Annotated in this window: 17 protein-coding genes; 12 read left to right on the plus strand and 5 right to left on the minus strand. The window is 70.3% G+C overall.

Features of this window, described 5'->3' with window-relative positions; translation table 11 throughout:
• Positions 1–245: 245 nt before the first annotated feature.
• A complete protein-coding gene (locus RNB18_RS38755; RefSeq protein WP_266568183.1) occupies positions 246–1,271 on the plus strand; it encodes a LacI family DNA-binding transcriptional regulator in 1,026 nt (341 codons plus the stop codon).
• On the opposite strand, the gene RNB18_RS38760 is transcribed toward RNB18_RS38755, so the two are convergent.
• Complete coding sequence (locus RNB18_RS38760; RefSeq protein ID WP_311718773.1) at positions 1,254–5,204, minus strand: glycosyl hydrolase; 3,951 nt, start codon at positions 5,202–5,204, stop codon at positions 1,254–1,256. The two genes, RNB18_RS38755 and RNB18_RS38760, sit on opposite strands and share 18 nt — an antisense overlap.
• Positions 5,205–5,444: 240 nt before the next feature.
• On the opposite strand from RNB18_RS38760, the gene RNB18_RS38765 reads away from it, so the two are divergent.
• Together RNB18_RS38765 and RNB18_RS38770 are read left to right on the plus strand one after the other, a co-directional pair.
• Positions 5,445–6,743, plus strand: coding sequence for an MFS transporter (locus RNB18_RS38765; protein WP_311718774.1), 1,299 nt, complete (start codon positions 5,445–5,447; stop codon positions 6,741–6,743).
• A gap of 25 nt (positions 6,744–6,768) precedes the next feature.
• Positions 6,769–8,241, plus strand: coding sequence for an L-fucose/L-arabinose isomerase family protein (locus RNB18_RS38770; protein WP_311718775.1), 1,473 nt, complete (start codon positions 6,769–6,771; stop codon positions 8,239–8,241).
• A 5-nt stretch (positions 8,242–8,246) separates the two neighbouring features.
• Here RNB18_RS38770 and RNB18_RS38775 read toward each other — a convergent pair whose 3' ends face one another.
• Positions 8,247–8,957: a FadR/GntR family transcriptional regulator gene (locus RNB18_RS38775; protein ID WP_311718776.1), complete on the minus strand. Its 711-nt coding sequence runs from the start codon at positions 8,955–8,957 to the stop codon at positions 8,247–8,249.
• Between the two features lie 288 nt (positions 8,958–9,245).
• Here RNB18_RS38775 and RNB18_RS38780 point away from each other — a divergent pair, with 288 nt between their 5' ends.
• From RNB18_RS38780 to RNB18_RS38805, 6 genes are read left to right on the plus strand one after another with little or no spacing between them, the layout of a single operon-like run.
• Entirely contained in the window at positions 9,246–10,142 is an 897-nt protein-coding gene (locus tag RNB18_RS38780) for a proline iminopeptidase-family hydrolase (RefSeq protein ID WP_311718777.1), read from the plus strand.
• Positions 10,143–10,160: 18 nt separating this feature from the next.
• Positions 10,161–11,882, plus strand: a complete 1,722-nt coding sequence (locus tag RNB18_RS38785) for an ABC transporter substrate-binding protein (RefSeq protein ID WP_311718778.1) — start codon at positions 10,161–10,163, stop codon at positions 11,880–11,882.
• Entirely contained in the window at positions 11,879–12,895 is a 1,017-nt protein-coding gene (locus RNB18_RS38790) for an ABC transporter permease (RefSeq protein ID WP_311718779.1), read from the plus strand. Before RNB18_RS38785 ends, RNB18_RS38790 begins: the two co-directional genes overlap by 4 nt.
• Before the next feature lie 2 nt (positions 12,896–12,897).
• Positions 12,898–13,866, plus strand: a complete 969-nt coding sequence (locus tag RNB18_RS38795; RefSeq protein WP_037707443.1) for an ABC transporter permease — start codon at positions 12,898–12,900, stop codon at positions 13,864–13,866.
• Complete coding sequence (locus RNB18_RS38800; RefSeq protein WP_311718780.1) at positions 13,859–14,866, plus strand: ABC transporter ATP-binding protein; 1,008 nt, start codon at positions 13,859–13,861, stop codon at positions 14,864–14,866. The genes RNB18_RS38795 and RNB18_RS38800 overlap by 8 nt, the downstream gene beginning before the upstream one ends.
• Complete coding sequence (locus RNB18_RS38805; RefSeq protein WP_311718781.1) at positions 14,863–15,885, plus strand: ABC transporter ATP-binding protein; 1,023 nt, start codon at positions 14,863–14,865, stop codon at positions 15,883–15,885. The genes RNB18_RS38800 and RNB18_RS38805 overlap by 4 nt, the downstream gene beginning before the upstream one ends.
• A 73-nt stretch (positions 15,886–15,958) precedes the next feature.
• On the opposite strand, the gene RNB18_RS38810 is transcribed toward RNB18_RS38805, so the two are convergent.
• From RNB18_RS38810 to RNB18_RS38820, 3 genes are all read right to left on the minus strand, one after another.
• Positions 15,959–16,429 carry a carboxymuconolactone decarboxylase family protein gene (locus RNB18_RS38810; RefSeq protein WP_311718782.1) on the minus strand — a complete coding sequence of 157 codons (471 nt, stop codon included), beginning with the start codon at positions 16,427–16,429 and terminating at the stop codon, positions 15,959–15,961.
• A gap of 104 nt (positions 16,430–16,533) precedes the next feature.
• A complete protein-coding gene (locus tag RNB18_RS38815) occupies positions 16,534–17,157 on the minus strand; it encodes a restriction endonuclease (protein WP_394817743.1) in 624 nt (207 codons plus the stop codon).
• A gap of 217 nt (positions 17,158–17,374) precedes the next feature.
• Positions 17,375–18,433: a glycoside hydrolase family 5 protein gene (locus tag RNB18_RS38820; protein WP_057617823.1), complete on the minus strand. Its 1,059-nt coding sequence runs from the start codon at positions 18,431–18,433 to the stop codon at positions 17,375–17,377.
• Positions 18,434–18,581: 148 nt separating this feature from the next.
• Between RNB18_RS38820 and RNB18_RS38825 the strand changes: the two genes are divergently transcribed.
• The 3 genes from RNB18_RS38825 to RNB18_RS38835 are packed head-to-tail and all read left to right on the plus strand — an operon-like array spanning position 18,582 to position 21,499.
• The gene (locus tag RNB18_RS38825; RefSeq protein ID WP_311718785.1) at positions 18,582–19,628 is read left to right on the plus strand and encodes a LacI family DNA-binding transcriptional regulator; all 1,047 of its coding nucleotides are present in this window, start codon (positions 18,582–18,584) and stop codon (positions 19,626–19,628) included.
• A 47-nt stretch (positions 19,629–19,675) separates the two neighbouring features.
• Positions 19,676–20,206, plus strand: a complete 531-nt coding sequence (locus tag RNB18_RS38830; protein ID WP_311718786.1) for an AAA family ATPase — start codon at positions 19,676–19,678, stop codon at positions 20,204–20,206.
• 33 nt (positions 20,207–20,239) lie between these two features.
• Positions 20,240–21,499 carry an MFS transporter gene (locus RNB18_RS38835; protein ID WP_311718788.1) on the plus strand — a complete coding sequence of 420 codons (1,260 nt, stop codon included), beginning with the start codon at positions 20,240–20,242 and terminating at the stop codon, positions 21,497–21,499.
• The last annotated feature ends 7 nt before the right edge of the window (positions 21,500–21,506 follow it).

Raw genomic sequence — 21,506 nt, forward strand, 5'->3', positions numbered from 1 at the left:
ACGCCGGACATGAACACGGCCAGTCAGCCGGACACCCTCCACAGGACGTTCCCGTTCCCGGCTTCACCGATCGCAACATGGTCACCCAATCCGTCGGTTCCTTCACAGAATTTGCTGCCGCAGCGACCGACCCTCCATCGCTGTGCCGTTCCGAGGGGGGGCACTCCGCCACCGAAGAGCGGTGCGGAAAACGTTTTATCCGCGGCCGGGGTAGACTTGCGTCGCCCATGGTGAACAGCGAGGGGGTGGACGCCATTTCGGTTCGCCCCGCCCGTATCCAGGACGTCGCGGCCGCCGCCGGGGTCTCGGTCTCCACCGTGTCGAACGTCCTGAACCGGCCCGAGCGGGTCAACGCGCGCACCGCCGAGCGGGTCCGCGACGCGGTCGCCGCCCTCGACTACGTCCCCCACCCGGGAGCCGCCGGACTGCGTACCGGGCATTCCTCGTCGATCGGCCTGGTACTGCCGGACGTGGCCAACTCCTTCTACTCGCGCATCGCGCGCGGCGCCGCGGACGCTGCCTACGAACACGGCTACTCCCTCGTCCTGTGTGACAGCGGGGACGCGCCGGAGCGGGAGCAGGGCTACTTCACCATGCTCATCGAGCAGCGGGCGGTCGGCGCGGTGGTGGTGCCGCTCAGCGCCGACCCCACCCGGCTGTCGCGGCTGCGCGAGCGCGGTATCCCGCTGGTGCTGGCGGACCGCGCGATGCCCGCCCAGGAAGGCTGTTCGGTCTCCGTCGACGACATCGCCGGCGGACGCATCGCCGTGCAGCACCTCCTGGACCGCGGGGCGCGCGACGTCCTCGTCGTGAACGGCGAGCGCACGATCCGTCAGTGCGCCGACCGCTACCAGGGCGCCCGGCAGGCCGTGCGCACCCGGCGCGAGGCCCGCCTCGGCCAGGTCGTCGCCGAGGAGATGACGGTGGCGTACGGCAGCGAAATAGCCCACAGTCTCGACGAGTTGCCCGACGGGGTGTTCTGCACCAACGACTTCCTCGCAGCGGGTCTGTGCCGGGCGCTGGGCGAACGCGGTGTGAAGGTCCCGGAGGACGTCCAGGTGGTCGGCTACGGCGACCTGGACATCGCCAGCTTCGTGGGCACGACCCTGACCACGGTCCGCCAGCCGGTCGAGGAACTCGGCCGGGCGGCCGTGGAGATGCTCCTGGACGAGGTGGAGGCCCGCGCGGAGCACGCCCACGAGGCACGGGTGTTCGCACCGGGGCTGGTCCTGCGGGACTCCACCCGGGCTTCCTCAGACGCGCCTTTCTAGTGTCACCGGCCCCAGCAGGCCCGAGGGGAGCTGGGAGGGGAAGGCCCACGCGGTCGGCGTGGCTTCGGCGAGATAGGGCGCCAGGGTGTTGTGGACGGTCACTTCCAGGCGGACGGTACGCCCGGCGGTCCCGCGCAGTTCGAAGCGGTACGGCGCGCAGAACGCCTCGCCGACGAGCTCACCGTCGACGCACACCGCGACGCTGCCGCGCACCCTCCCCAGATCCAGCACCGGGTCCGGCCCGGCCGGCACCTCGAGCGTCCGCGCATAGGTCACGCCTCCGCTCCAACCGCCCAGTCCCAGCTCACCCCACTCGCCCAGCGGCATGGGTGCCGGCACCGCGCGCGCCCGCACCGGCCCCCGCCAGGCGGAGCCACCGCGCAGCACGGCCGTCGGGGCGGTGACGACCTCGAACTCGGTTGCCACCTCGAGAGGTTGATCCAACGTCAGTTCATGCCCGTCGAAGGGAAGTTCAGGGTCGCCGATGATCCTCACTCGTGCGGGAAGCTTCAGTGGCAGGTCGAGCGACACGGTCCCCGCCGGTACAACGAACCGGAAGCGCTGCTCGACCTCCCGGAGGTCATCGGTGGACCGCAGCGGCAGTACGGCGGACCCGAGCACCGGAGAACCGGCGAGCCACTCGGCGTCGGGCAGCGGGTGCGGCCGTACCGCCGCGCCGCAGTGCTGCAACTCCCCCCACCGGCCCACGTGTTCGATGGTCGGCCCGCTCCACTCCCCCGTCCCGGCCGCCCAACCCGGGCCGCTGACCAGGGCGGTCGTGTCCGCCACGAGGTCGACAAAGACACCGTCCCGCACGTCGACGCTGTCGGCCACCACGTCGAGGACGTGATCACCGCCGCTCAGCGTCAGTTCGTGCCGGAAGAACATCGGCACCGCGCCCCAGTCGGACTCGTAGTACTCCGCCTTCTCCTGCCGTGCCACGACGGCTCCGTCGAGCAGGACGGTCACGCCCACCGCGGCGCCCACGACGAGGACCGCGTCCGCACCCCGCCCCGGGAGGCCGATCCGGCCGCGGTAGGTCACGCTGCCGTCCGGTCGTACGCCGTCGGGCAGGCGCATGAACAGCGGGCGCGGCGCGAACCCGTCCGGGCGGGACAGACAGAAATAGCTGCCCAGCGGGGTGTCGGCGGCGCCCGAGATGGTCTGCGGCCGGTCCTGGGCGTCGGAAAGCTCGTACTCGAGCACATTGCGGGCCCGTTCGACCTCCACCCGGGCGGACGCCAGATAGCCGCCGCCCGTCTCCAGCAGACTGCCGTTCCACCACACGCGTTTGACCGCCGCCGCGCCGACATGCAGATCGGCGGATCCCCGGTGGTCGGTCTCCACGACGGCCCTGACCCGGGCCACGGTCCCGCTCCCGGGTACCGGCACCCGTACGAACTCCTCCGGTACCAGGCCCTTGTTGCCGAGCACACCGTACGGGTCCGGGATGCCGCGACTCGACGAGTACAGCGAGACCGCCCAGTCCGCGGGTGCCAACATCCGCTCTCCTGCGAGGACTTGCTCGACGGCGGCACGGTCCAGCGGAGCCGGAGCCTGTGCGGAGGGCACGGGCGCCAGGACGCGGACCCGGTTGCCGTATGTCACCCGCGACTGCTCCCACGAGCCTTCGGTCTCGGTCCACCCCATGGTCCAGATCTGCGGTTCGGCGACGGAGGCTCCGGCGGGCAGGGCCAGGTCGCCCCAGGTGTTGTCCATGGTGGGAGCAAGGCGGCCCTCCCAGCCGGTCGACAGGTCGGTCGTCTCCGGCGGGTCCATGGGCGAGGGGGGCACAGCACCCGCCGGAGGACCTTCGCGCCATACGACGAGGGCGGCGGGAGCGCCCTCCAGGGGTACCGCGATGGTCGAGACACCGTCGGCGAGGGTGACGCGTGCAGGGCGGCGGGTGCCGGTCGCCGGGTTCCAGATCTCGGCCTCGGCGACCGGGGCCGTCACGGTGACGGACGAGGTGCGGGCGTAGCGCGCGGGGTCGATCTCGTGGTGGCCCCTCGGCGGATGCGTACGGGCGTCGGGGAACGCCCCCGTGACCAGCGCGACCGCCGCGTCGCCCTTCCTCCTGACGAGCAGCGGCACCTCGCCCGTCGCGTATCCGGCGGCTTCGGCGACCGCGGTCGCACCGGCCTCGGCGTCGGTCACCCGCTCCAGGCGGGGGTGGTCCAGAAGTGCGGCCACGACGGAGTCGTCACCGGCGAGCCCGGCCGCCTGCGTCGGCGGGCGGCCGACGACCACGACCCGTCCCCCGGCGTCGAGGAGTTCGGTCAGCCGGCGGGCCGTCTCGTGCTCCAGGACGCTCGCCGAGGGCAGCAGGACCGCGGTGTACGCCAGGTCCCGGATGCGCAGGGCCCCGTCGCCCGCCTTGGCCCCCTGGACGGAGGCGTCGTCGATGACGTCGAAGGAGACGCGGTGGCGGTCGAGGGCGCCGACGGAGGGCCTGAGCCAGTTGTTGGTGCCGCACAGCTCCAGGTAGTGGCGCTGGGTCTCGTCGACGTCGGCGTGGGTCCCGCCCAGGCGGCCGTCGCCGAAGTGCTGGACGGGGGCGTCGAGGGGGATGAGGGCCTGCACGGTGGCGGTCGGATGCAGGACCGCCACGTCGGCGCTGTAGGTGCCCCAGGACAGGATCGAGCAGATCCGGGCGACGGCCCGGGAGAAGGCGGGGTACTGCCGCCAGTAGGGCTGGCGCCAGTCGGTGGACGGCGGCGCCCACTCGAACCAGCCGCCCGCGGTGCCGAAGTAACTGGCGTGCGGGTTGTACAGGTTGGCGCCGCTGCGCAGGAACGGCAGCAGCCAGTCGTACGTCTCCTCCAGGGTGCCGCCCCAGCCGGAGGAGTGGAACGACTCGATCCAGACGCGCTCGTGGCCGTAGAGGTGGGCCATCGAGGAGTGGATCTTGGCGTCACCGTGGTGGTCGCTGCCGGCGGCGCTGTACCAGCGGTGGGTGCGGAAGTAGTCCGTGTAGAGCTGCGTCGACTGGGCGGGGAAGCCGGAGCGGGCGGGGTGGCTCTGGTCGCAGCCCAGGAGCAGGCCGCGCTCGTCGTGCCAGGCGGCGAGGGGACGGAACAGCGCCTCTTCGGTGAGCTCGGCACGGACGGCGTAGTAGTCGGCGCGGATCTTCCGGGCCCGGGTGGTGTCGTCGCCCGTGAAGAGGGCGGGGAGGTCGTCGAGGAGGTCGTAGCCGCGTCGGGCCCGGAACTCCTCGGGGAAGCGGCCGGTCCAGGAGTTGGTGGCGGGCAGTTCGTCCTGGAAGCTGCCGGCGATGACGTTCCCCAGGTACTGGGGCACTCGCCGGTCGTACTCGCGATGGATGGCATCGAACAGGAGACCGACAGACGCCGGGTTCAGGTAGTCGAAGGCTGTGGGGACGGCGAGGACCAGGCGCACCTCGGTGCCGTCGGCGACCTCGAGCCTTGGCGGTCCTTGGCGACCCGCCGGGTCGGGCTGCCCGGAGACCGGCAACCGCGCGCCCGCGCTGTCGTACGCCCCCAGCAGTGTCTCCGCGCCCTGCAGCGCGACCGTGCCGCCGGAGACGACGGCCAGGCGTGACCGCAGCGCGCGGCCTGCCGCCTCGGGCTGCTCTCGGGTGATGCTTCCCTGCACGTTGGCGCCGGAGAAGCCGATCTGGTCGTAGAACCACAGGCGCATGCCCAGGTCCCCGGCGATCTCACAGGCGTCCGTGAAGCGGGCCCACCACTCCTCGCCGAACCACACCGGGTCGTCGGTGCGAGCGCCGAAGGTCGGGCCGGCCGGGGCCAGGTTGATCACCACGAGGTTGTGGACGCCGCCGTCCGCGAACCGGCGCAGCTGCCAGGCCAGGCGGTCACGGGTGACCTTCGCGCCCGACCACCACCACAGCGGGGTGGGGCCGAAGTCCCGGGGCGGGTTGTCGAACAACTGTTGCAGGGCTGGAGAGATCACGGATAGGTCCTTCCGACTACGGCCCGGACACTCTCACGGATCAAAAACGTTTTACATCAACCTCACCGTAGGACACCTCCGCGGCGCCCACCAGAGCTGCGGGGCCGTCAGGACGTTTCCACGGATGGCCGCATGACGTCTTGTTGGAACGTTTTTACCCTCTTATAGTCGCTGGACATCGGCCGAGAACAGCGACGTCCCCCTCCGCTCGGAACCCCTCTCCCCAGACGGAGCCGCATCATGGCCCGAACCTCGCCTGCCCCGAACCAGCCGGAACCCCCCATCGAGAAGCGCCTGTGGAAGGTCGCGACCCTCTCCGGCATGGCGTCCTACCTCGACGCCGCACTCATCGTCAGCATCGGCGTCAACCTGGCCATCTACCGCGACGCCTACGACATGGGCGTCTGGATGGCCGGTGCGATCAGCGCGATCGTCACCATCTGCATCGCCGTCGGCTCCCTGGTCGGCGGACGGCTCGCCGACGTGTTCGGCCGACGGCGCCTCTACAACCTGGACATCCTCTGCTACGCCCTCGGGGCGATCATCATCACTCTCGCGCCCGACGACATCACCCTTCTGGTGGGTGTCCTCCTCGCCGGTCTCGCGGCCGGCGCCGACCTGCCGACATCGCTGGCCGTGGTCTCGGACGCGGCCCCCGACCACGCCCGAGGCAGGCTCATCGCGTTCACGCAGGTCATGTGGATGCTGGGCATCATCGTCGTGGTCTTCGTCGGCTTCGCCCTGTCGGACACGGGCATGCTCGGCGCACGGCTCATCACCGGCCATCTGGCGGTCGCCGCTCTGGTCACCTGGCATCTGCGCTCGCGGCTGGAGCTGGCCACCGGACCGGACCCGGCACAGGACCAGGTCCCGACGGAGAAGCCGGCCGAGCAGCAGGGTGTCGCGCTCAGGAACGTCTGGACCCGTGCCGCGCTGGTGCCCATGCTCGCGACCTTCGCCTTCTACGTCACCTGGGGCCTGGGCGCCAACACCATGGGGCAGTTCACGACGTATCTGCTGGTCACCGTCAGCGGTGCCTCGCAGAGCGTGGCCACCGGCATCAACCTGGCCTGTCTCCCGATCGGCCTGCTGCTGACGCTCGCCTTCGTCCGGATCGCCGACGGCCCGCGGCGCGACCGGTTGTTCTACGTCGCCACGGTCCTGCAGATCGCGGCCTTCGCGATCGCCTCGCTCACCGTGGGCGCCATCGTCGGCTTCCTCGTCTTCTACCTCCTCTACCAGCTGTGCTATCCCTTCGCGGGCGAGGCGAACTACAAGGTGTGGTCTCAGCTGACGCTCCCCGCGGACACCCGGGGCACCACGCAGGGGATCACCTACGCCGTCTCGCGCGGGGTGTTCGCGGGCGTCGCGTTCGTCACGCCCGCCCTGCTCGACCGGAGCCCCAGTCTGCTGCTCTGGGTGATCACCGGCTGCATGGCGCTGTCGGCGGTCGCGGGTCTGTACATCGTCCGTGTCCTCGTTCCCCGCGCGTCCCCGGCGGCCACCGCTCCGGCGGACCTCAAGGTCGCGCAGACCTGAACCGACCCCCGAAGGAGCGCCGACCATGGCGACGACCGAATCCACCACGACGCGTGCCGGTGAACGGGAGGCCGTGCTGGGCGAGTTGCTCCCGCCCGTGACGCGCCGCCGGCCAAGGATCGGGCTGGTCTCCGGCGGGCTCGGCACCTACTGGCCGCAGTTCCCGGGGCTGCTGCCCCAGTTGAAGGAATCGGCCGCGTATGTCGCCGACCGACTGGGCCAGTTGGACGCGGAGGTGACGGACGCCGGGTTCGTCTCCGACGCTCAGGAGGGCGCGGCCGCCGCCGAGCGACTCCGGCGGGCCGACTGCGATCTGATCGTGCTGTTCCTGACGACCTATCTGACCTCGTCGATGGTGCTGCCGATCGCGCAGCGCACCCACACCCCGGTGCTGGTCGTCGACCTCCAGCCGTCCGAGCGGATGGACCACGCCTCCTTCGACACGGGCGACTGGCTGGCGTACTGCTCGCAGTGCTCGGTGCCGGAGGTCGGCAACGTCTTCCGCCGGGCCGGTGTCCCCTTCCGTTCGGTGTCGGGCTGGTTGCGGCAGGAGTCGGCGTGGCGGCGCGTCGAGCGGTGGGTGCGGGCCGCGCACGTCCGGGCCGCGCTCCGGCACGCCCGGCACGGACTGATGGGGCACGTGTACCCAGGGATGCTCGATGTGCAGACCGACCCGACGCTGCTGTCGGCGACGTTCGGCTCGCACGTCGAGATGCTGGAGTTCGACGATCTGCGGCACCGGGTGGAGAAGGTGACCGAGGCGGAGACCCGGGAACGGGTGGAGCTCGCCCGGCGGATCTTCACCGTCGACGACAGCGTGGTCGACGAGGACTTCGCGTGGGGGGCGACCGTCTCGGTGGCTCTCGACCGGCTGGTGGAGGACTTCGGCCTCGACACCCTCGCGTACTACCACCGGGGCCTCGACGGCGAGCTGCACGAGCGACTCGGCGCCGGGATGATCCTGGGCGCCTCCCTGCTCACCGCCCGCGGTGTGCCCGCGGCCGGTGAGTTCGAACTGCGTACCAGCCTTGCCCAGTTGGCCTCGCAGAGTGTCGGTGCCGGGGGTTCCTTCACCGAGATCCAGGCGCTGAACTTCGAGGACGGCGTGGTGGAGATGGGCCACGACGGGCCGGCCCACCTCGCGCTCAGTGCCCGGGACCCGCTGCTGCGCGGCCTCGGTGTCTATCACGGCAAGCGCGGCTGGGGTGTCAGCGTGGAGTTCGACGTACGGCAGGGGCCGGTCACGCTGCTCGGTCTCGGTCAGGACGCCGACGGCAGCCTGTCGTTCATCACGTCCGAGGGCACGGTCGTGCCCGGTCCGCTGCTGGAGATCGGCAACACCACCAGCAGGGTCGACTTCGGCCGGGATCCCGGTGAGTGGGTCGACGCGTGGAGCGCCACGGGGGTGGGGCATCACTGGTCGCTGGCGGTAGGGCACCACGGCGCTGATTTCGGGGCGGCGGCGAGTCTGCTGGGGATCGATCACCGGGAGGTGTAGCCGGGTCAGGGAGCCTCGGCCGCCCGTACCCGGGCCAGGACGTCCCGGATCATCTCGGCGCTGATCATGAAATGCTCCCGGGCCATGCCCTCTGCCCGCTCCGGCTCGCCCGCCGCGACGGCCTCATAGAGCGCCCGGTGCCCGTGACCGGCCTGTTCATGGTGGGAGCGTTCGCCTCTCCCCCAGGGCTCGATCGGGAAGCCCAGACTGATCCGGGTCAGCAGGTCCCGGCTGAGCTGGGCGATCTGCGGATTGTGGGTGGCCGCGCAGATCGCCCGGTGGAACGCGCTGTCGGCGGCCTGCTCCTCCCGGGGTGTGCTCGCGGAGAGGTGCGCCTCCAGCGCCTCGCGCATCGGCTCCAGGTCCTCGGGGCGTCGGCGCCGGGCGGCCGTCGCGGCGACCATGCCCTCCACCAGCCCACGCAGGTCGAAGAGTTGCTCGAACTCCTCCCAGCGGGGCAGCAGCGTACGGCGGACCGCGGCGCCTGAGGACTCGGTCCAGCTGTCGCGGACGAACGCTCCGCCGTTGCGGCCCCGGCGGATCTCGATGACGCCCAACGCCAGGAGGCGTGCGACCGCCTCGCGCACGGTGGGACGGCTGACGTGCAGCAGTGCGGTGAGCTCGCGTTCGGCGGGCAGCCGCTCGCCGGGCAGGAAGTCTCCGACGGCGATCGCGGTGAGCAGCCGGTCGGCGACCTCGTCGACCGCCGAGTTCACCCGGACCGGACGCAGCGAGGACGACGGGCTGTCGCCGAGCAGAACACGGTCGAGAACACGCGAGAACTCGTCACCGGGTTCAGGTGCGGATGTCAGTTGTCCTCCTGCGAGTCGCCGTTTCTGTTAACGCGCACGGGCCACGTGAACCCGCTGTTACGTCTTGCACTCACCCCGCTAAAAGGTCTTGTGGACTGACCTTTTGCCCCCTCACTATCGCATCCATCCGTCACATCCCAACTATTTTCAGACAGCGGTCGGCTGGTTCCGACCGGTCTGGGAGGCTTCCCCGTGGCGATCCCCGAACCGAACCACACCGGAACCGTCGACTTCAACGGCCATTCCACCTGGTACCGGATCACGGGCGAACCGGGCAGGACACCCCTGGTGGTCCTGCACGGCGGGCCCGGCGCCGGCCACCACTACACGCTCAGCATCGCGGGCATCTCCGAGCAGGGCCGCCCCGTGATCCACTACGACCAGCTCGGCACCGGGTTCTCCACCCATCTGCCCGGCAAGGGCGCCGACTTCTGGACCGTCCAGCTCTTCCTCGACGAACTCGACAACCTGCTCAAGGAGTTGGGCATCGCCGACGGCTACCACATCCTCGGCCAGTCCTGGGGCGGCATGCTCGCCGCCGAGCACGCGGTACGCCGCCCGCCCGGCTTGCGCGGACTGGTCATCGCCGACTCCCCCGCGTCCATGAAGTCGTGGCTCGAGGCGGCCGCCGAACTGCGCGCCGGCCTCCCCGAGGAGGTCCAGCGCACCCTGCACGCCCACGAGGCGGCCGGGACCACGGACCACCCCGACTACCGGGCGGCCGAACAGGTCTTCAACGAACGCCATGTGTGCCGTCTGACGCCCAATCCGCCCGAGGTGCAGGCCACTTGGGACAACATCGCGGCCGATCCGACCGTGTACCACACGATGAACGGCCCCAATGAGTTCCATGTCGTCGGCACCCTCAAGGACTGGTCGGTCATCGACCGGCTGCATCTGATCGAGGTGCCGACCCTGCTGGTGTCCGGGCGCTTCGACGAGGCGACCCCCGAGACCGTCCGCCCCTTCGCCGACCGCATCCCCGATGTGCGCTGGCACATGTTCGAGCATTCGAGCCACATGCCGCACGTCGAGGAGGAGCAGCTCTACCTCCGGGTCGTCGGCGAGTTCCTCGACTCCACCGACTGACCCCGGGAGTTCCCCGCCATGTCCCGCAATGCCAGACGGGGCGCGCTCGCCGCCGCCACCGTCGCCCTCACGCTCACCGCGGCCGCCTGTTCGTCGTCCTCCGACTCGGGCTCCTCCTCCGACCCGGGTGCCTCCTCCTCGAGCTCCTCCGCCTTCCAGGCCCAGCACAAGGGCGGCACCTTGAAGCTCGTCGCCCACGCGGCCGCGGGCAGCTTCGACCCGCAGGTCAACTACACGCTCCAGTACTGGCAGTTGTTCCAGTCGATGTACGACGGGCTGCTCGCCTTCAAAAAGGTCAACGGGCAGGAGTCCTTCACCGTCGTCCCCGACCTGGCCACGGCTATGCCGAAGGTGACCAACGGCGGCAAGACCTACACCTTCACGCTCCGCAAGGGCGTCACCTTCTCCAACGGCAAGGCCCTGACCACCGACGACGTGGTGGCGTCCTTCCAGCGCATCTTCAAGGTCTCCAGCCCCACCGCGGGCACCTTCTACAACGGCATAGTCGGCGCCGACGCCTGTCTGAAGACACCGGCCTCCTGCGCCCTGCCCAAGGGCGTGATCGGTGACGCCAAGGCCAACACGGTCACCATCAACCTGACGGCCGCGGATCCGGAGTTCGAGTACAAGCTGGCGGTCCCGCACGCCGTCGTCGTACCGAAGGACTCGCCGACGAAGGACGCCGGGACCAAGCCGCTGCCGTCGACCGGGCCGTACATGGCGGCGTCGTACGACCCCAACCGGGCGCTCAAACTGGTCCGCAACCCACACTTCAAGGAGTGGTCGCGTCAGGCGGAGCCGCAGGGCTATCCCGACGCCATCGACTACACCTTCGGCCAGACCGTCGAGTCCGAGGTGACCGCCATCGAGAACGGCCAGGCGGACTGGATGTACGACGCGCCGCCCGCCGACCGCCTCAACGAGATCGGCACCAAGTACGCCTCGCGGGCGCATGTGAACCCGCTGACGGCGTTCTGGTACGCGACGCTCAACGTCAACATGGCCCCCTTCAACAACAAGTTGGCGCGTCAGGCGATCAACTGGGCCGTGGACCGGTCCGCCGTGGTGCGGCTGTACGGCGGCACCAACCTCGCCTCTCCCGCGTGCACGGTCCTGCCGCCCGGCTTCCCCGGGCACGTCGAATCGTGTGCCTACACCAAGGGCGGCGGTACGACCTGGAAGGCCGCGGACCTCGCCAAGGCCAAGGAACTGGTGAAGCAGTCCGGTACGGCGGGGCAGGAGGTCGGCATCGTCGTCCAGGACGACGACGTCAACAAGTCGATCGGGCAGTACCTGCAGAGCCTGCTCACCCAGCTCGGCTACAAGGCGACGCTCAAGCCGCTGTCGGGGAACATCCAGTTCACCTACATCCAGAACACCAAGAACAAGGTGCAACTCGCCCTGACGTCCTGGTACCAGGACTATCCCGCTGCCTCCGACTTCCTCAACGTGCTGCTCTCCTGCGCGAGTTACCACCCGGGCAGCGACTCCAGCATCAACATCTCCGGGTTCTGCGACAAGGGCGTCGACGCGAAGATGCAGGCGGCGCTGAAGACCTCGCAGACCGACAAGGCGAGCGCCGACAAGCAGTGGGGTGCCGTGGACCAGACGGTCATGGCCCAGTCGCCGGTGGTACCGCTGATCAACCCGAAGATGATCGACTTCACGTCGACGCGGGTCGGCAACTACCAGTTCAGCAAGCAGTTCTACATGCTGGTCGGGCAGTTGTGGGTGAAGTGACCCTGTCCCCCTCGGCCGGGGCCCGGCGCTCGCCGGGCCCCTGGCGGACCGCCGCCGGCGACCTGCTGCGCAACAGGACGGCGCTGGCCGCCGCCGCGGTCCTGCTCCTCGTCGTGCTGGCGAGCCTGTGCGCCCCGCTCTACGCGGACCACATCGCCCACACCGACCCCTTCCAGTCCCATGTCTCCGGCACCACCGTCGTGGACGGCAAGACCGTGCCGGTGCTCACTCCGAGCAGCACCGGGCTCGGCCTCGGCGTCACGCCGATCGGCCCGACCTGGGACCCCGCCCACTACTTCCTCGGCGCCGACAACCAGGGCCGGGACGTGCTGGCCCGTCTGCTGTACGGCGGCCGTACGAGCCTGTTCATCGGGTTCACGGCGGCGCTGCTCACCTGCGTCGTCGGTACGGCCGTGGGAGTCGTCGCCGGGTACGCGGGCGGGGTCGTGGACGCCGTCATCTCGCGGGTCCTGGACGTCGTCTGGGCGTTCCCCGTCTATCTGCTGGCCATCTGTCTGTCGGTGGTGCTGCTCACCAACGGTCTCAAGCTGGGCCCCGTCACCGTCGACGCGGGAAGTCTCTGGCTGCCCGTCACGATCATCGCGGCGATCTACGTGCCGTACATCGCACGGCCGTTGCGCGGTCAGGTGCTCGTGCTGCGCAACAAGGAGTACATCCAGGCGGCCGTCGGCTCCGGCGCGCCCGCCCCGCGCATCCTGCGCCGGGAGGTGCTGCCGAACGTGGTGCCGACGGCGATCGTGTTCGTCCCGCTGATGACCGCGCTCGCCATGCTCACCGAGTCGGCGCTGTCCTTCCTGTCCGTGGGCGTCCAGCCACCAGACGCCAGCTGGGGCACGATCATCGAGGACGGCCTGGGGCTCCTCTACACCCGGCCCGCCGTGACGATCGCGCCCGGTCTGCTGATCGCCCTGACCACGGCCGCGCTCAACGTCCTCGGCGACGGGGTGCGCGACGCGCTCGACCCGGGCGCGCGGCTGCGCGGAGGGGTGTGACCATGCTCGTCTTCGCCCTCAAGCGCTTCGCCTCGGCCCTGCTGGTGATGTTCGCGATCAGCGTGCTGGTGTTCCTGATCTTCTTCGCCACCCCGGGAGTCGACCCGGCGGCACGCATCGCGGGCCGCAACGCCGACCCGGCCACCCTCGCCCAGGTGCGGCACTCCTTCGGTCTGGACCGGCCGATGCCGATCCGCTACCTGCTGATGATGCGTCACCTGCTGATCGACCGGGATCTGGAGTCGTTCGTCAACCGCGGCTCCCGGGTCATCCCGCAGATCATCCAGGCCACACCCGTGACCCTGTCCCTGGTCATCGGCGCGGCCCTGATCTGGATGACGGCCGGCATCCTCATGGGCACGGCCGCGGCGACTCTGCGCGGCCGGGCCGCCGACCCGCTGATCATGCTGGTGGGCGTGGTCGGCGTCTCGCTCCCGGCCTACTGGCTCGGCGAGGTCGTCAACCTCCTCACCCAGAAGCAGCTGCACGACTCGCTCTTCTCCTGGGTGCCCCCGCCCGGCTACGTCGGTCTCGGCCAGGACCCCGGACAGTGGGCGCTGCACATGCTCTTCCCCTGGCTGACGCTCGCCCTGCTGTACGCCGGGATCTATGCCCGGTTGCTGCGCGGAGAGGTCGTCACCGCGCTGAACGAGGACTACGTCCGTACGGCCCGCGCCAAGGGTCTGTCCGAGCGGCGGATCCTGCTCCGGCACGCCCTGCGCTGCTCGCTGATCCCGATCGTGTCGCTGTTCGGCCTGGACTTCGGCGCGCTCGTCGGCGGGGCCGCGCTCCTCACCGAGGTGGTCTTCGGCCTGCCCGGCATCGGCAAGCTCACCTTCGACGCCCTGCAGAACCTGGACCTGCCCGTGATCATGGGCACGGTTCTGTACGCGGCGTTCTTCGTGGTCCTCGCCAACGCCCTGGTGGACATCCTGTACGCGCGACTCGATCCGAGGGCTCGCCATGCCTGAACCACTGCTGGACGTACGTGACCTGCGAGTGCGCTTCCGCACCCGCCAGGGCCTCGTCACCGCCGTCGACAGTCTCTCCTTCTCGGTCGCTCCCGGCGAAGTCCTGGGCGTGGTCGGTGAGTCGGGCTCCGGCAAGAGTGTGTCGATGCTCGCCGTGCTGCGGCTGCTGACCAACCCCAACGTGACCGTGTCGGGTGAAGTCCTCTTCCGGGGCCGTGACTTGCTCGCCCTGCCCGACAAGGAGATGCGTGCGGTGCGCGGCCGGGAGATCGCGATGGTCTTCCAGGACCCGATGACCGCCCTGACCCCGGTGTACACCGTGGGCTGGCAGATCGCCGAGGCGATCCGGGCGCACGAACAGGTCTCCCGCAAGGAGGCACGGGCCCGTGCGGTCAGGCTGCTCTCGGACGTCGGCATCCCCGACGCGGCCTCCCGGGTGAACGCCTATCCGCACGAGTTCTCCGGCGGGATGCGCCAGCGCGCGGTCATCGCGATGGCGCTCTCCTGCAGCCCCTCACTGCTGATCGCCGACGAGCCGACGACGGCACTGGACGTCACGGTCCAGGCGCAGATCCTCGATCTGATGCGGGAACTCAACGCAGGGGGCTCCGCGATGGTGCTCATCACCCACGACATGGGCGTGGTCTCCCAGATCGCCGACCGGGTCCTGGTCATGTACGGCGGCCGGGCGGCCGAGGAGGGCCCGCGGCGGGCGGTGTTCCACGGTCCGCGACACCCATACACCTGGGGTCTGCTCGACTCGGTGCCCCGGGTGGGCGGTCCCCGGCTGCGGCGGCTGCCCAGCATCGCGGGTGTGCCGGTCGCTCCGGGCGGGGTTCCGGAGGGGTGCGCGTTCGCGCCGCGTTGCCGGCTGCGGCACGACCGGTGCGAGGAGCGGCCCGTTCTGTCAGGTGACACCCATCTCGACGCCTGCTGGCTGCCGTCCGGCGACCGGGCCGGACTGAGAGTGAGCGCGAGAGACACGGAGGCGGCGTCGTGACGGCACAGGACATCGTGGCGGTGGACACGGACGCACCGCCCGCCGGAGAGGTCCTCCTGAGGGCCACCGACGTCACCAAGCACTACCCCGTGCGCGGAAGACGCCAGGTGCTGCGTGCCGTCGACGGGGTCTCCCTGGCGGTGCGTGGCGGCGAAACCCTCGGCGTCGTCGGGGAGTCCGGCTGCGGCAAGTCCACGCTCGGCCGGTGTCTGGTCCGGCTCACCGAACTCACGGGCGGGCGCGTCGAGTTCGACGGGCAGGACATCTCCACACTGTCCGCGCGACGGCTGCGTCCGGTACGGCCGGGCATGCAACTGGTCTTCCAGGACCCGCAGGCCTCGCTCAACCCCCGCCGTCGCGCCGGGGACATCGTGGCCGAGCCGCTGCTCGTGCACCGGTACGGCAACGCGTCCACGGTCCGCCGCAGGGTCCGGGAGCTCTTCGACGTCGTAGGACTGGCGGCGGCCCATCTGGACCGCTATCCGCACGAGTTCTCCGGCGGTCAGCGCCAACGCATCGGTATCGCACGGGCCTTGGCGACGAATCCGAAGCTGATCGTGGCCGACGAGCCGGTGTCCGCGCTGGATGTGTCGATCCAGGCGCAGGTGCTGAACCTCTTCGCCGATCTCCAGGAGGAGTTCGGACTCACGTACGTCTTCATCGCGCACGATCTCGGCGTGGTCCGTCATGTGTCGGACCGGATCGCCGTCATGTATCTCGGTGAGATCGTCGAACTCGCCGGCACGGAGGAGTTGTACTCGGACCCGGCCCATCCGTACACGCAGGCCCTGCTGTCGGCGGTACCGGACATCGACGACGGGACGTTCGCGGAGGACGGGCCGCCCCGGGAGCGCATCGTGCTGACCGGTGAGGTGCCCAGTCCGGCGGACAAGCCGACAGGGTGCCCGTTCCGCACGCGCTGCCCGTACGCCCGGGATCTGTGTGCGGTGGAGCGCCCACGGCTCACGCCGAAGGCCTCCGGCCGTCAGGTGGCCTGTCACTACCCGCTGGCCGGCTGAGGGTCCGTGGTCGGGCCCGGGGTCTGCAGCCCCCGGGGCCGGTCACCCGGTCCTCAGGCTCAGGTCCTCAGGCTCAGCCGAACTGACCGACCACGTAGTCGCCGGCCGGCTGCTGGGTCATGACGTTCAGCCGGTTGAAGGCGTTGATGACGGCGATCAGGGAGACCAGGGCGAGGAGCTCCTCCTCGTCGTAGTGCTTGGCGGCGTTCTCCCAGACCTCGTCCGAGACGCCGGTTGCGTCGGCGAGGCGGGTGCCCTGCTCCGTCAGCTCCAGCGCGGCGCGCTCGGCCTCGGTGAAGACCTTGGCCTCACGCCACGCGGCGACCATGTGGAGGCGCTGAGCGGTCTCGCCCGCGGCTGCGGCCTCCTTGGTGTGCATGTCGAGGCAGAACCCGCAGCCGTTGATCTGGCTCGCGCGGATCTTCACCAGTTCCTGGGTCGTCATCGGCAGTCCCGAGTCCGTGACCACCTTCCCCGCCGAGGCGAAGTGCTTCAGCAGCTTGCCGGCCAGCGGGCTGGTGAAGACGTTGAGTCGGGCTTCCATGGTGGGCTCCTTCTGCCGTTGTCGATGGCTACACAGATACGACTGAATGGCCCGGCGGATTGTGACAGGCCTGGATGTGACCTGCGTCTCCCTGGGACGGGTCCCTAGCCGCCGTACGCCTTCTTCCAGCGGGCCCGGTGTCGTGCGTCCCCCTGGCCCCGGCCGTTCACCGGCCCCAGCGACACGAGGGAGGCCCCGTTGTTCCACAGGCCGAGGAGGTCGCGGTGCACGGCGAGGATGTCGTGCTCCAGCGCGAACTTCTCGGAGGGGCCGGTGAAGCGTGAGGTCGTCACGAAGACGGCCACGTCGGCGCGGAAGTGCACCCGGGCGCCCAGCAGATCGCGCAGCTCGCGATTGGGGATCGCCCTGCTCGGTGCGTACCGCTTGCACTGGACGACCATCGTGCGGCCGTCCGGCAGCCGGCCCAGGACATCGGCGCCGTTGTCACCCGCACCTCCCACCCGCCGGACCTCCGTGCACCCGTCCCGCCGGCACAGACCCGCGACCAGCTCCTCGAACTCGGTGCCCGTCATGACGTCCACCTCGGCGAGGGTCCGGCGGCCCGCCCTCACCGCCTCCTCCTGCCGCCAGAGACGGTCCCTGCCCCGCAGCAGCCGGTCCGTGTGCCACAGCCGCCAGACGATCGCCGCGGCGGCAGCGACCGACAGCACGCCCAGGAGATACGGCCACACGCTCGCCCGGAACAGCACCACGAGGACCAGCGCCACCGCGCCGCCCCACCACCACTGCCGCGCCCGCCGCCCGCGAGCGGCCGTACCCCGTCGACGCCTGGCCACAGCACTCTCCCCCCTGTGCTCCTGCCAAGAGTCTGGGCAGCTCAAGAGGGCGTGAGAAGGGCGCGAGTCGGCCATGTCCGAACACCGCCGTGAACGCCGATCGGCCGCGGCACCGAAAGGCACCGCGGCCGAAACAGGGAAAGAGGTGTCAGCCCTTGACGGGCGTTCCGCGGCCCCAGGCCCAGGCGAGGCGGTCGGCGCCCGACTGGTTGGTGGTCTCCAGCCACGGCTTGCTGGGCGGCCCGACGAGCTTCTGCACCGAGTAGATGTCATCGGTGCGCAGGCCCGGCCAGTACACCGAACCCATCTTCAGCTCGCGGAAGGTGTCGGTGACGGCCTGGATGAAGTTGACGAAGTTGTCATCCGGGGTCTTGACGTTGTAGTTCAGACCGGTCGTCATCGGCGCGCCGAACTCGTCCGCCACGGTCCGGTTCGCGCAGTCGCCGATGCGCACCTTCAGGTCGGCCACCCACTCGTCGTAGGTGGCGTACGACTTCCAGAAGCCGTAGTGGTGCAGCGACAGGTAGGTGCCCTTCAGGCGCGGGTCGGCGCACACGGTCGTGACGTGGTCGTTGTAGCCGGCGCCGCTGACGAAGACCCGGTTGCGCGGCACGGACTTGTAGGTGTCCAGCCACTTCGCGGCGATGTCGGCCCACTCGGTGTCGGTGTAGCCGTGCGGCTCGTTCATCGGCTCGAAGTAGACCCGGGAGTTGCCCTTGTAGGCCTTGACCACGGTGTTCCACATCGGCCAGTAGGTGGCCTCGTCGTCGATGAAGCCGTCCTTGCGGTCGCCCGTGCCCTCCCAGTAGGACACGATGACCTTGAAGCCGTGGGCCGTCGCGGCGTCTATGACGCCCCGGTACGACTTCCAGTAGGAGCCGTTGACGGTGTACGGGTTGATCGGCAGCCGGACGGTGTTGGCGCCGAGGTTGGCACGGAACGCCGAGATGATGCGGCTCGCCTTGGTGTACGTCTGGGCGTAGGTGTCGGAGGTCGACAGGCCCGACAGCTGGAGCTCGTCGTCGGCGAAGTTGTCCCGCGGGTCGGCCCAGTTGACACCCTTGAACTGGGTCGTGTCGGTGGTCGGCGCGGCGGCGGAGGCGGGGCTGCCTGTGAGGGTGGCGCCGCTGACCGCGGCGATCGCGACGGCGACGAGGGAGGCACGCAGCCTCGGGGCGCGACGGGTGCTGACGGGGGTCTTGCGCATCGACCAAACCCTTTCGGAATGACAGCATGTTTACGTAAACATGACGGCGCCGGAATCGTGGCATCCGCTCCGGCGACCGTCAAGGTTTCCCACACGTAACATCCGGTGCGACACGCAACACGTTCGTGTGCGGACGGAGGAGGCAGCAGTGGTGGAGCGGGGAGGTTCCGGTGTGCCCGGGGGGCGGCGCAAGCAGCGCGTGTCCATGGCCGACGTCGCCAAGCTGGCGGGCGTCTCCTCGCAGACGGTCTCGCGGGTCTCCAACGGTCACCCGGGGGTGATCCCTGCGACGCGCGAGCAGGTCCTGGCGGCAATGCGGGAACTGGGTTACCGCCCCAACAGTGCCGCGCGGGCGCTGCGGTACGGCCAGTTCAACACCATCGGCGTGATCCTGTTCAGCCTGTCCTCGACCGGCAACAGCCGCACGGTGGAGGCGATCGCCACGCACGCGGCGGCCGAGGGGTACGCGATCACCCTGATCCCCATCGACGTCCCGACGCAGGACAACGTCCTGGGGGCCTTCACACGGATGGGCGAGCTGGCCGTGGACGCGGTCATCGTCATCATGGAGATCCATCTGCTCGACACCGGGACGGTCCAGCTGCCGCCCGGGGTGCATGTCGTCGTCGTGGACTCCGACGCCGGCGACCGCTACAGCGTGGTCGACACCGATCAGGCGGACGGCGCGCGTCAGGCCGTACAGCATCTGCTGGACCTGGGGCATCGGACCGTCTGGCATGTGACCGGTCCGCAGGCCTCCTTCTCGGGACAGCGACGGGCCCAGGCCTGGCGTGCGGTCCTCGAGGAGGCCGGGCGGCCGGTGCCGCCCGCGCTGTACGGGGACTGGTCGGCGGAGTCCGGTTACGAGGCCGGGCTCGTGCTCGCCGAGAATCCGGACTGCACGGCCGTGTTCGCCGCCAACGACCAGATGGCGCTGGGACTGCTGCGCGCGTTCCACGAGCACGGCCTGTCCGTGCCGCACGATGTCAGCGTGGTCGGTTTCGACGACACCCCCGACGCGGCGTTCTTCGTGCCGCCGCTCACCACGGTCCACCAGGACTTCGCGGAGGTGGGCCATCGCTGTGTCCAGAAGGTGCTTCAGCAGATCCGCTCGCACGGGGGCGGACAGCCGGGTACGGATCTCGTCCCGACGCGTCTGGTCGTGAGGGGGAGCAGTGCGCCACCACGGGGCTGACGCTACTGTCACTCATTCGGTGTTCGCGGGAACCGGGGGGAACGACTGTGATCGTCTGGGTGAACGGCCCGTTCGGCGGCGGGAAGAGCACGCTCGTGGAGGAACTGCGTCCGCGATGGCCCGAGGCGCTGGTCTTCGACCCGGAGATGGTCGGCTACGTGCTGCGGGAGATCGTGGACGTGCCGACCGGTGACTTCCAGGACCTTCCCCTGTGGCGGCGGCAGGTCGCGGACCTGGCCGTCGGCCTCGTCGAGGAGTACGGGCGCCCGCTTCTGGTCCCCATGACGCTGGTGGACCCCGGCTACCTGGGCGAGATCTTCGGCGCCCTGAAGGCCGCGGACATCGTGGTCCACCACTTCTTCCTCAAGGTCGCGCCGGAGGTCCTGGTGCGGCGGATCGACGCACGGAGCTTCTTCCCCGACGACCCCGCCCGGGAGGAACGGGTGCGGGCCTGGTGCAAGGCCCGCATCGAGGCGTGTACGGCCGCGGTCGACACCCTGCCCGGCGACACGGTGTTCCTCGACGGCGAGTCGACCCCGCGCGAACTGGCCGACCAGGTGCTCGCCCACGTCGGTTGACCTTGCCCCAAGGGGAGCCCGCAGCATCGCGCCATGGTGCGAAGCAAACAGCTGCTGGTCGATGTACGGCCCCTGCGGGCGGGCGCGTTCCGGCGATTGTGGGCGGCCGGGATCGTGACCGCCCTCGGAGCTCAACTCACGGCGGTCGTCGTGCCGTTGCAGATCTACGAGTTCTCCGGCTCGTCGGCCTACGTGGGGCTGGCCGGTCTGGTGGGTCTCGCCCCGATGGCCGCGGCGGCGCTGTGGGGAGGGGCGCTCGCCGACGTACGCGACCGGCGGCGGGTGCTGCTGACGACCACGATCGGCATCGGGGTGACGTCGTCGCTGCTGTGGGCGCAGGCGTGGGCGAATCTGCGGTCGGTCGCCGTGCTGCTCCTGCTGGTGGCCGTGCAGCAGGCCCTGTTCGGCGCCAACTCCACGGTGAGCAGGGCCGTGACACCGCGTCTGGTGCGGCCCGAGTTGCTTACGGCCGCCAACGCGCTGCAGTCGACGGTGCTCCTGTCCGCCGGGATTGCCGGGCCGCTGCTGGCCGGTGGTCTGCTGCCGGTCGTGGGCAGCAGGACGCTGTATCTGGCGGACGCGGTCGCGGTCTGCGCGACGGTGTGGGCCGTGTGGCGACTGCCGGCTCTCCCCCCGGACGGCGGCGGTGAGCGGCGACAGAGCGCGGTTCTACGACAAATCGCGGACGGCGTACGGTTCGTGACGAAGCACCAGGTTCTGCTCGTGGTCTATCTCGCCGACTTCGCCGCGCTGTCCCTCGGTCTGCCCACGGCCCTGTTCCCGCAACTCGCGGCAGAGACCTTCCACCCTTCGGACATCGGGGTGTTGTACGCCGCCGTCTCGGCCGGCGGTGTGCTGGCGGGGTTGTGCTCGGGGGCCTTCACGCGCGTCGGCCGCCACGGTGTCGCGGTGGCCGTGTCCGTCGGTGTGTGGGGCCTGGCGGTCGCGGGGTTCGGGCTTGCCCACTCGCTCGTCTCCGCCGTGGCCTGGCTGCTGCCGGCCGGCGGTGCGCTCCTCGCGCTGGGGGTCTTCCGGAAGACGGTGCTGCAGAGCGCCGTTCCGGACGGGATGCGCGGCCGGCTCCAGGGGATCGACACCGTGGTGGCCGTCGGAGGGCCACGGCTGGGCGATCTCCTGCACGGCACGGTCGGCGCCGCCCTCGGCGTCACGTGGACCGTCACGGGCGGCGGTGTCCTGACCGTCGTGGCGGCGCTCGCCCTCCTCCTGCTCTTCCCCGGGTTCCGGCGCCATCGGGCACCGGCCGGGACCGAGCAGGAGGTGATCAGCGGGTGAGCCTCAC

This window comes from Streptomyces doebereineriae (assembly GCF_031845645.1).
Classification (GTDB): domain Bacteria; phylum Actinomycetota; class Actinomycetes; order Streptomycetales; family Streptomycetaceae; genus Streptomyces; species Streptomyces canus.

Excerpts from the sequence above, each read along its gene's own strand:
- RNB18_RS38765 (WP_311718774.1), top strand. The coding sequence starts at position 5,445 with ATGGCCCGAACCTCGCCTGCCCCGAACCAGCCGGAACCCCCCATCGAG.
- RNB18_RS38770 (WP_311718775.1), top strand. The coding sequence starts at position 6,769 with ATGGCGACGACCGAATCCACCACGACGCGTGCCGGTGAACGGGAGGCC.
- RNB18_RS38785 (WP_311718778.1), top strand. The coding sequence starts at position 10,161 with ATGTCCCGCAATGCCAGACGGGGCGCGCTCGCCGCCGCCACCGTCGCC.
- RNB18_RS38795 (WP_037707443.1), top strand. The coding sequence starts at position 12,898 with ATGCTCGTCTTCGCCCTCAAGCGCTTCGCCTCGGCCCTGCTGGTGATG.
- RNB18_RS38800 (WP_311718780.1), top strand. The coding sequence starts at position 13,859 with ATGCCTGAACCACTGCTGGACGTACGTGACCTGCGAGTGCGCTTCCGC.
- RNB18_RS38810 (WP_311718782.1), bottom strand. The coding sequence starts at position 16,429 with ATGGAAGCCCGACTCAACGTCTTCACCAGCCCGCTGGCCGGCAAGCTG.
- RNB18_RS38820 (WP_057617823.1), bottom strand. The coding sequence starts at position 18,433 with ATGCGCAAGACCCCCGTCAGCACCCGTCGCGCCCCGAGGCTGCGTGCC.
- RNB18_RS38835 (WP_311718788.1), top strand. The coding sequence starts at position 20,240 with ATGGTGCGAAGCAAACAGCTGCTGGTCGATGTACGGCCCCTGCGGGCG.